Here is an 8406-nt window from a genome sequence, read left to right on the forward strand (position 1 = left end):
CCCGATCGAGCGGCTGGTCTCGGCGTCGCCCGTATGAGTGATCACCGGGACGAATCGGGACCGGTGGTTCCGGGGAACATGGAGGGGTGACACCGAAGAGCCGCACCCTGCTCACCGCCCTCGCGCTCCTCACCTCGCTCGCCACCCGTCCGCCTGCCCGCGCCGCCTCCGCCTGCGTCTCCTCGGAGCCGTACGTGTCGGGGCAGGGCGGCTATCACACGTACCGCATCCCGGCCGCGGTCAGGACGTGGGACGGCACGATCCTGGCCTTCGCCGAAGGCCGGCGCGACAGCGCGGGCGACACCGGGGACATCGACGTCGTGCTGCGCCGCTCCACCGACGGCGGCTGCACCTGGGGCCCGCTGACGGTGGTGACCCCGGGCCACGGGGACACCCGGGGCAACCCGGCGCCGGTCCTGGACCCCCGCACCGGTGCCGTCATCCTCGTGACCTGCGGCAACAGCGGCTCGGTGACGGAGGAACAGATCATGCGCGGCGAGGTCCCGGACGACCGGGGCCGCCGGGTGTTCGTCCAGCGCAGCGGGGACGACGGCCGCCACTTCACGCCCCCGGTGGACATCACCGCGCAGGTGAAACAGCCCGGCTGGCGCTGGTACGCCACCGGCCCCGGCCACGCGCTGGTCCTCACCCGGGGCCCGCACCCCGGCCGCCTGCTCGTCCCCGCCGACCACTCCGCAGCCCCGCCCGCCGGCTCCCCCGACACCGGCCGGGAACCCAGGTACTACGGCGGTCACGCCCTCTACAGCGACGACGGCGGCCGCACCTGGCACCTCGGTTCCATGGACGCCACCTACGACGGCGTGACCAACACCAACGAGACCAGCGCCGCCCAACTCCCGGACGGCCGTGTGTACTTCAGCGCCCGCGACCAGAACGGCAGCGCGCCCGGCAACCGCCTCGACACCTACTCCTCCGACGGCGGCACCACCCTCGACCGCCCCTACGCCGCCCAGCCCACGCTGAGTGACGTCCCCATGGTCCAGGGCAGCGTCCTCCAGCTCCACGGCCCCGGAGCCCCGCTGGTGTTCGCCGCGCCCTCCGTACCGACCGCCCGCCGCGCCCTGGCCCTGTGGACGAGCACGGACGCCGGCCGCACCTTCACCCGGCTCCTCACCCTCTCGGACCGCCCCGCCGCCTACTCCGACCTGGTCCAGCTCGGCCACCGCACGGTCGGCGTCCTGTACGAGACGGGTACCGCCCGCGCCTACGACACCCTGGAGTTCCGCAGAGTGACGATCGGCTAGAGAAGGCCGCCCGCCGCCAAGAACTTGCCCACCTTCTCGACCTCCTCCCCGGACAACGGCACCTGCGGCTCCGCCGTGACCGGGCAGTCGATGACGCCCCGCAGATACAGCGCGGCTTTGAACGCGCCCAGTGCGGACGAGCTGCCGCCCATCCGCGCCGGGTCCCCGGCCGCGACCATCCCGAACAGCGCGCACAGCCGCTCCTGCTCGGCCCGCGCCCCGTCCCAGTCACCGGCCCGGCACATTCGGTACAGCCGGACGTACCCGTGCGGGTCGACGTTGGCCAGCCCCGGCACGGCTCCGTCGGCGCCCAGCGCCAGCGCGGAGTCCACGACCAGCTCCGAGCCGGTCAGCACGCTGAACCCGGGGTGCGTGCGGGCGCCGGTGACGATCTCGCGGAAGGCGGCCAGGTCCCCGCTGGAGTCCTTGATCCCGGCCAGTACCCGGTCGGCGGCCAGCCCCAGCACCACGTCGGCGGGGAGCTTGGTGTGCACGGCGACGGGGATGTCGTAGGCGATGACCGGCACCGCGGACGCGGCGGCGATCCGGCGGTAGTGGTGGACGATCTCGGAGCGGTGGGTGCGGGCGTAGAACGGGGCGGTGACGACGACGGCCTGCGCGCCGGCCGCCGTCACGGCCCTGACGTGGTCCAGGACGCGCGGGGTGGTCATGTCGATCGCGCCGGCGAGGACGGGCAGCCCGCCGCCCACATGGCCGACGACCGCCTCCACGACCTGCCGCCGCTGCCGGTCCGTCAGGAACGCGGCCTCGGACGTGGACCCGAGCAGGAACAGCCCGTGTACCCCGGCGTCCACCAGATGGTCGACCAGCCTGAGCAGCGAGGGCACGTCCACCTCGCGCTCCGGTGTCAGGGGCGTGCAGACGGGCGGGACGACACCGGTGAGCGGGGTGGGGAACGTCATTCAGGGCTCCTGGCGTGCTGGGTCGCGAGTCGACTGGTCCTCCTCGACAGGATGGTGACAGCGGTAGCGGTGCCCGGGCCATGACGCGGCCGAGAAGTCCGGCATCACCCGCGCACACACCCCGTCCGCCTTCCAGCAGCGGGTGCGGAACGGGCAGCCGCTCGGCGGCCGGGTCGCCGACGGCACCGGCCCGGTCAGCGGGATCGGTTCGAGGGGATCCAGCAGACCGGGCGTGGCGGAGAACAGGGCACGCGTGTACGGGTGCCGGGCGGCGTCAGTGACCCGGCCGGCCGGGCTCTCCTCGACGATCCGGCCCAGGTACATGGTGATCACCCGGTCGCTCATCCGCCGTACCGTCTGGATGTCGTGCGAGACGAACACCAGGGCAAGGCCGAGCCGCTCCTTCAGGTCCAGCAGGAGGTTCAGGATCTGCGCGCGGACCGACACGTCCAGGGCGCTGGTCGGCTCGTCGGCGACGACCAGGGCCGGGTCCAGGGCGAGCGCACGGGCGATGGCGACGCGCTGCCGCTGCCCGCCGGAGAGCTGTCCCGGAAGCACGTCCGCCAGGGTCCGGTCCAGGCCGACCAGGGCCATCAACTCCCGGACCCGGTCCTCCCGTTCGGCCCTGGTGCCGCGGTCGTGGACGTCCAGCGGGTCGCGCAGGATCCGGCGCACCGTCAGCCGCCGGTTCAGCGCGGTCGACGGGTCCTGGAAGACCATCCCGACGCCCGCGCCGACGGTGGCCCGGCGCTCGGCGGGCGGCATCGCCCACAGGTCACGGCCCTGGAACGCCACCGTCCCGGACATCGGCCGCTGAATGCCCACCAGTACCCCGGCCAGCGTCGACTTCCCGCACCCCGACTCGCCGACCACGCCCACCGTCTCCCCGGCGGCCACGGCGAGACCGGCGCCGGTCAGGGCGTACACCCGGTCGCGCCTCAGCAGTCCGCCGCTGCGGGCCCTGTGCACCACATGGACATCCCGGACCTCGACGACGGCGTTCACCGCACCACCTCGTTCACCGCACCACCTCGTTCACCGCACCACCTCGTTCACTGCACCACCTCGTCCTCCACGGGTACCGCCGGGTGGTGGCAGGCGGCCGTGTGGGTGGCCGTACCGGCGAGGACCGGGGCACTCTCGTGGCACACCTCGGTCGCCAGCGGGCAGCGGTCGGCGAAGCGGCAGCCCGCCGGGAAGTGGGCCGGGCCCGGTACGACCCCCTTGATCTGCGCCATCCGTTCCCCGGCCGACTCCAGCGACAGCACGCTGCCGAGCAGACCGCGCGTGTAGTGGTGGGCCGGTGCCGCCACCAGGTCGGCGGTCACCCCGCTCTCCACGATCTGCCCGCCGTACATCACCACCACCCGGTCGGTGACGTCGGCGACCAGCGCCAGATCGTGCGAGACCAGGACCAGTGCGAAGCCCAGCTCCTCGCGCAGCCGCAGCAGCAGCTCCATCACCTGGGCCTGCACGGTGACGTCCAGGGCGGTCGTCGGCTCGTCGGCGACGATCAGGCTCGGGTCGCGGGAGAGCGCCATGGCGATCAGGACGCGCTGGCGCTGGCCGCCGGAGAGCTCGTGCGGAAAGCTGCGCAGGGTGCGGTCGGGGTCCAGACCGACCAGCTCTATGAGCTCGCGCGGACTGCGGCGCCCACCGCGCCGGACGAGCTGCCTGAGCTGGGCACGGATGGTCATCGCCGGGTTCAGCGAGGACAGGGCGTCCTGGTGGACCATCGCCATCTCGTGCCCGAGCAGCCGCCGCCGTACCCGCATCGGCTCGGCGAGCAGGTCCCGCTGCCGGAACCGCACCTGGCCGCCGATGCGCGCGCCCCTCGGCTGCAGCCCCATGACCGTGAGCGCGGTCAGCGACTTCCCGCAGCCCGACTCGCCCACCAGGCCGAGTACTTCACCGGGGTACACCTCGAAGCCGGCCCCGGCCACGATGTCCACGCCCCGGTGCCGGTCGGGGAAGCCGATGGTGAGGTTCTCCACGGCGAGCACCGGCTGAGCGGACGAGGCGGGGCGGGGCCGGGCCCGGGACCGCAGCCGCCGGGCCGCTTCGGTGAGTCCGGGCAGCGGGAGCACCTCACCGCTGCCGGGCTCCGGCGCCTGAAGCCGGTCCTGAGGCGCCTCCACCTCACGGGGCGCCGGTGCCGCCCACGCGTCGGAGACGCCCTCGGAGAGGATGTTCAGGGACAGTACGGTCAGCAGGATCAGCAGCCCCGGAAAGACGGTCGCCCACCAGCCGCCGGTCAGCACCATGTTCTTGCCGTCGGCGATGACACTGCCCCAGGACGGGTCCGGCGGCCGCACCCCGGCGCCGATGAAGGACAGCGACGCCTCGAACACGATCGCCTCGGCGACCTGGACCGTGCAGAAGACGAGCACGGGGGCGGCGCAGTTGACGGCCACGTGCCGCAGCACGATGTGCACGGTACGGGCGCCGATCACCCGCTCCGCCGTGACGTAGTCCTCGCCGTACTGATCGAGGACGTTCGCCCGTACGACCCGGGCCACGGGCGGCGTGAACAGGAAGGCGATGGCGCAGATCAGCACGCCGATCCCGCCGCCGAACACGGCGACCAGCACCGCCGCGAGCGCGATCCCCGGGAACGCCATCACCACGTCCAGGCAGCGCATCAGCGTCTCGTCGACCGCTTTGCGGGAGGTGGCGGCCACCGCTCCGATGACGGCACCCACGACCAGGGCGAGCCCGGTGGCGCCCAGCCCGATCGCCAGCGACCAGCGGGCGCCGTACATCAGCCGGCTCAGGATGTCCCGGCCGAGGCTGTCCTGCCCGAGCCAGTGCGCGGCGGACGGATGCCCGCTGCCGCCGACCGGGTCCTGCTGGTCGAGCGGGTCGTCCGGGGCGAGGAGAGGAGCGAGTACGGCGACGAGCAGGACGAGGGCCAGAAAGCAGACGGCGGCCTTCGACGGCAGCGGCAGCCGGCGCCATCCGCGCGGCCGGACGCCGCCGGGCCGGGTGAGCCGCTCGGCCAGGCTCGCACGCGTGACCATCAGGCCGCCCTCAGACGTGGGTTGACGAGCAGGCAGAGGATGTCGATCACGAGGTTCACGACGACGAACCCGGTGGCCGTGGTGAGGACCACCCCCTGCACGACCGCCGGATCACCGTTCTGCACGGCGTCGATCATCAGCTTGCCCATGCCGGGCAACGAGAAGATCGTCTCGATGACGACGGCACCGCCGAGCAGATAGCCGACCCGCAGCCCGAGCACCGTCAGGGGATTGACGAGGGCGTTGCGGAGGACGTTCCGGCCGACCACGACGCGGGGCGGCAACCCGCTCCCGACGGCCGTACGGACGTAGTCCTTGTCCAGTTCCTCCACGACGGAGGTGCGCACGATCCTGGTGAGCTGGGCGGCCACCGGCAGGGAGAGCGCGAAGGCGGGCAGCGCCATGGTCTGCAGCCAGCCGGTGACGGAGTCGGCCGGGTTGATGTAACCGCCGGTCGGGAACCAGCCCCGGTCCACCGCCAGGTACTGGATCATCAGCAGCGCCAGCCAGAACCCGGGCGCGGCCACCCCGACCAGCGAGACCACCCGGATGACCTGGTCCGGGAACCGGCCCCGGTACACGGCCGCCGTGACCCCGCCCGCCAGCGCCGGCACCACCGCGAGGGCGAGGCCCAGGAAGGTCAGCTGGAGGGTGAGCGGCAGCGCGGTGGTGACCTGGTCGGCCACCGGGGCCCGGGTCAGGGCACTGGTGCCGAGGTCGCCGTGGAGCAGAGCGCCGACGAAACGCACGTACCGCACCGGCAGCGGGTCGAGCAGCCCGTTCCGCTCCCGGAAGTCGTGCAGCTGCTGCGGCGTCGGATTCGCCCCCTGGAAGAACGCGGACGCCGGGTCGACGTCCGAGAACCGCATCACCAGGAACACGAACAGCACGATCCCGAGCAGCAGCGGCACGAGCAGGGCGATGCGCCGCAGGAGGACGCGTACGACGGCTGTCATGCCGCTAGGCCCAGCCGGCCCGGAGGAGGTTGATGCCGGGGTACGGCTGTGCCCTTATCCCGCTGAGCTCGCGCGGGTCCCAGGCCGTCATCAGCTCGTTGTGGACCACCGGGTAGAGCACGGCCTGCTCGGCGACGACGTCGATGCAGTCCTGGATCATCGCCTTCTTCTTCGCCGGGTCCGGCTCCCGGGCCGCCCGGTCCATGTCCCTGAAGAGCTGCTGGGCGACGGGATCGCCGGCCCACCGGGTGTACCCCATCCACAGGTTCTGCGGCCCGTAGTTGTAATGCATGATCAGATCGGCGTCGAGGCCGAACTGGTTGGGGTTGGAGGCGGCGGCGACGACTTGGTAGTCCTGCCTCTGGTCCATCTTGGTGAAGACGGCGGTGGTCTCCTGCGGCGCGAGGGCCGTCTGCACGCCGACCGCGTCCCAGGAGGACTTGACGGTCGGCAGACAGTCCACGATCCAACTGACGTCGACGGCAAGGAGGTTGACCCTGAGGTTGCTGACTCCGGCGGCCTTGAGCAGGGCTTTCGCCTTCTCGGGGTCGTAGTCGTAGACGGTCCGGGCCCGCCGGTAGGCGGGGTTGCCCTCGTTGAGGAACGAGGAGGCGGGCTTTCCGTGTCCCTTCAGGGCCACCTGCACCATCTTCCCGGTGTCGATGGCGTAGTGGAGGGCCTGGCGCACCCGTACGTCGTCGAAGGGCTTGTGCCGGGTGTTGAACATCAGGAAGAGGTTGTTCATCCCGGTGCCGCCCGCGACCTTCAGCCCGCCCTCTTCCAGGCGAGCGATGTTGGCGTACGGGATGTTGTCCGCGATCTGCGCACCGGCGCCGGTCCCGGAGATCTTCGCGACGCGGGCAGCGGCGTCTACGATGGTCAGCCAGTTCATCCGCCGGAAGGCCGGCCTGCGGGGTCCGTTGTAGCCGGCGAACGCCTCGAAGGTGGTGTTGGACTTCGGGTGGTGCGCGGTCTGCCGGTACGGTCCCGAGCCCACGGCCAGCCCCCTGACGGCCTCGTCCCAGGCGCCGGGCCTGCCGAAGACGTGCTTCGGCATGACCTTGGCCAGGGTGAGCCGGGAAAGCCCGTCGGGGAAGGGGAACTTGAGACGGAGCTCGACGGTGCGGGAGTCGACCTTCCTGACGCCGCCGAGCCAGCCGGCGAAGAAACCCTTGGCGAGCGTCTGGGTCCTCGGGTCCAGGATCCGGTCGAAGACGAACACGACGTCGTCGGCGGTGACGGGCTTGCCGTCGTGGAAGGTCGCGCCGGGGCGGAGCGTGAACCGCCAGGTGGTGGCGCCTGCGTCGGTGGGCGCCTCGGTGGCGAGCGCCGGATACGGCACCCGGGTGATCGGGTCGGTGTCCAGCAGCCCCTCGTAGACGTGGTTGTTGGCGGCCATCGCGAACGCCGACGCCGTCTGCGTCGGATCCCAGCTGCCGTCGTTGCCGTAGCCGATCACGGCGGTCAGTGTCCGGTCCCTGGCGCTGCCGCCCCCTCCGGTGTCGTTCGTGGACTCCGGCCCGGCGGAGCAGCCGGCCAGCACGGACGGCACGACGACGGCCGCGCCCAGCGCACCCGTGTACCTCAGGAACGTCCGGCGGTGCGGCGGCGCCGGCAGGTCGGGGGCCGCGTCGTCGCGCACGGGTCCTCCAGCGAGTCGTTGGGGGGAGGTGGAGATACGACGTCCGACGTCCTACGTCCGGTTAGCGCGACCATAGGAGGGGGCGTGAGGGCGGTCAAGACGGCGCACACGAATGGTCGTCTGTCTTGGCGGGCGCAGGCTGCTGCTGAGTGTAGTGGCGGAGAGTCACATTCGATATGCGAAGCGTGAAACTGCGAGGGGGAGGGGAGCACGGTGTAGGTGCGGCGCAGACATCCGCGCGGCGCTGTGTGTCGAGGAGGCGGAGGAACGTTGGAGGACGTGTGGTCGAAGAGGCCTGCTGTCGGCAGCCATGTCGTGGACACCCGGACGGGCAGGCTCGGCATCGTCATGGGAGCCGAGGGGCCCTATGTGCAGCTGAGACCGTATGGCGGGGGACGCGAGTGGGACGCCGAACCCGGAGCCCTGCGCACCGCGACCGCCGCCGAGCGGCTCAGGGCGGCGACCGCGTACGCCAACGCCCGCAGTCGCGGGGAGACGCTCTAGCTGTATTGATCACGAGCGTTGTTGACAGCCGCGGGGCTTGATCATGGCGAAGACCTCCGGTGTGGTGGAGCTGTCTAGGACTGCACCGCACGGAGG

7 protein-coding genes are annotated in these 8406 nt (G+C 72.0%); 2 read left to right on the top strand and 5 right to left on the bottom strand.

All coding sequences use genetic code 11. The annotated features are described in order from the left end of the window. Window positions 1-86 precede the first annotated feature (86 nt). On the top strand, window positions 87-1265 hold the full coding sequence (locus ABZ624_RS32910) for a sialidase family protein (RefSeq protein ID WP_360097289.1): 1179 nt from the start codon (window positions 87-89) through the stop codon (window positions 1263-1265). Here ABZ624_RS32910 and ABZ624_RS32915 read toward each other — a convergent pair. Genes ABZ624_RS32915 through ABZ624_RS32935 form a run of 5 tightly spaced genes read right to left on the bottom strand, consistent with a single transcriptional unit; the run spans window position 1262 to window position 7806 of the window. Then, entirely contained in the window at window positions 1262-2188 is a 927-nt protein-coding gene (locus ABZ624_RS32915; RefSeq protein ID WP_360097292.1) for a dihydrodipicolinate synthase family protein, read from the bottom strand. The two genes, ABZ624_RS32910 and ABZ624_RS32915, sit on opposite strands and share 4 nt — an antisense overlap. Further along, on the bottom strand, window positions 2189-3193 hold the full coding sequence (locus ABZ624_RS32920) for an ABC transporter ATP-binding protein (RefSeq protein WP_360097295.1): 1005 nt from the start codon (window positions 3191-3193) through the stop codon (window positions 2189-2191). Window positions 3194-3240: 47 nt separating this feature from the next. After that, entirely contained in the window at window positions 3241-5208 is a 1968-nt protein-coding gene (locus tag ABZ624_RS32925; RefSeq protein WP_360097298.1) for a dipeptide/oligopeptide/nickel ABC transporter permease/ATP-binding protein, read from the bottom strand. Beyond that, the gene (locus ABZ624_RS32930) at window positions 5208-6164 is read right to left on the bottom strand and encodes an ABC transporter permease (RefSeq protein WP_360097301.1); all 957 of its coding nucleotides are present in this window, start codon (window positions 6162-6164) and stop codon (window positions 5208-5210) included. Before ABZ624_RS32930 ends, ABZ624_RS32925 begins: the two co-directional genes overlap by 1 nt. A 4-nt stretch (window positions 6165-6168) precedes the next feature. Next, complete coding sequence (locus ABZ624_RS32935; RefSeq protein WP_360097304.1) at window positions 6169-7806, bottom strand: ABC transporter substrate-binding protein; 1638 nt, start codon at window positions 7804-7806, stop codon at window positions 6169-6171. 270 nt (window positions 7807-8076) lie between these two features. Here ABZ624_RS32935 and ABZ624_RS32940 point away from each other — a divergent pair, with 270 nt between their 5' ends. Then, window positions 8077-8310, top strand: coding sequence for a hypothetical protein (locus ABZ624_RS32940; RefSeq protein ID WP_360097307.1), 234 nt, complete (start codon window positions 8077-8079; stop codon window positions 8308-8310). Window positions 8311-8406: the final 96 nt, after the last annotated feature.

This window comes from Streptomyces sp. NPDC007205 (genome assembly GCF_040634095.1).
Taxonomy (GTDB): domain Bacteria; phylum Actinomycetota; class Actinomycetes; order Streptomycetales; family Streptomycetaceae; genus Streptomyces.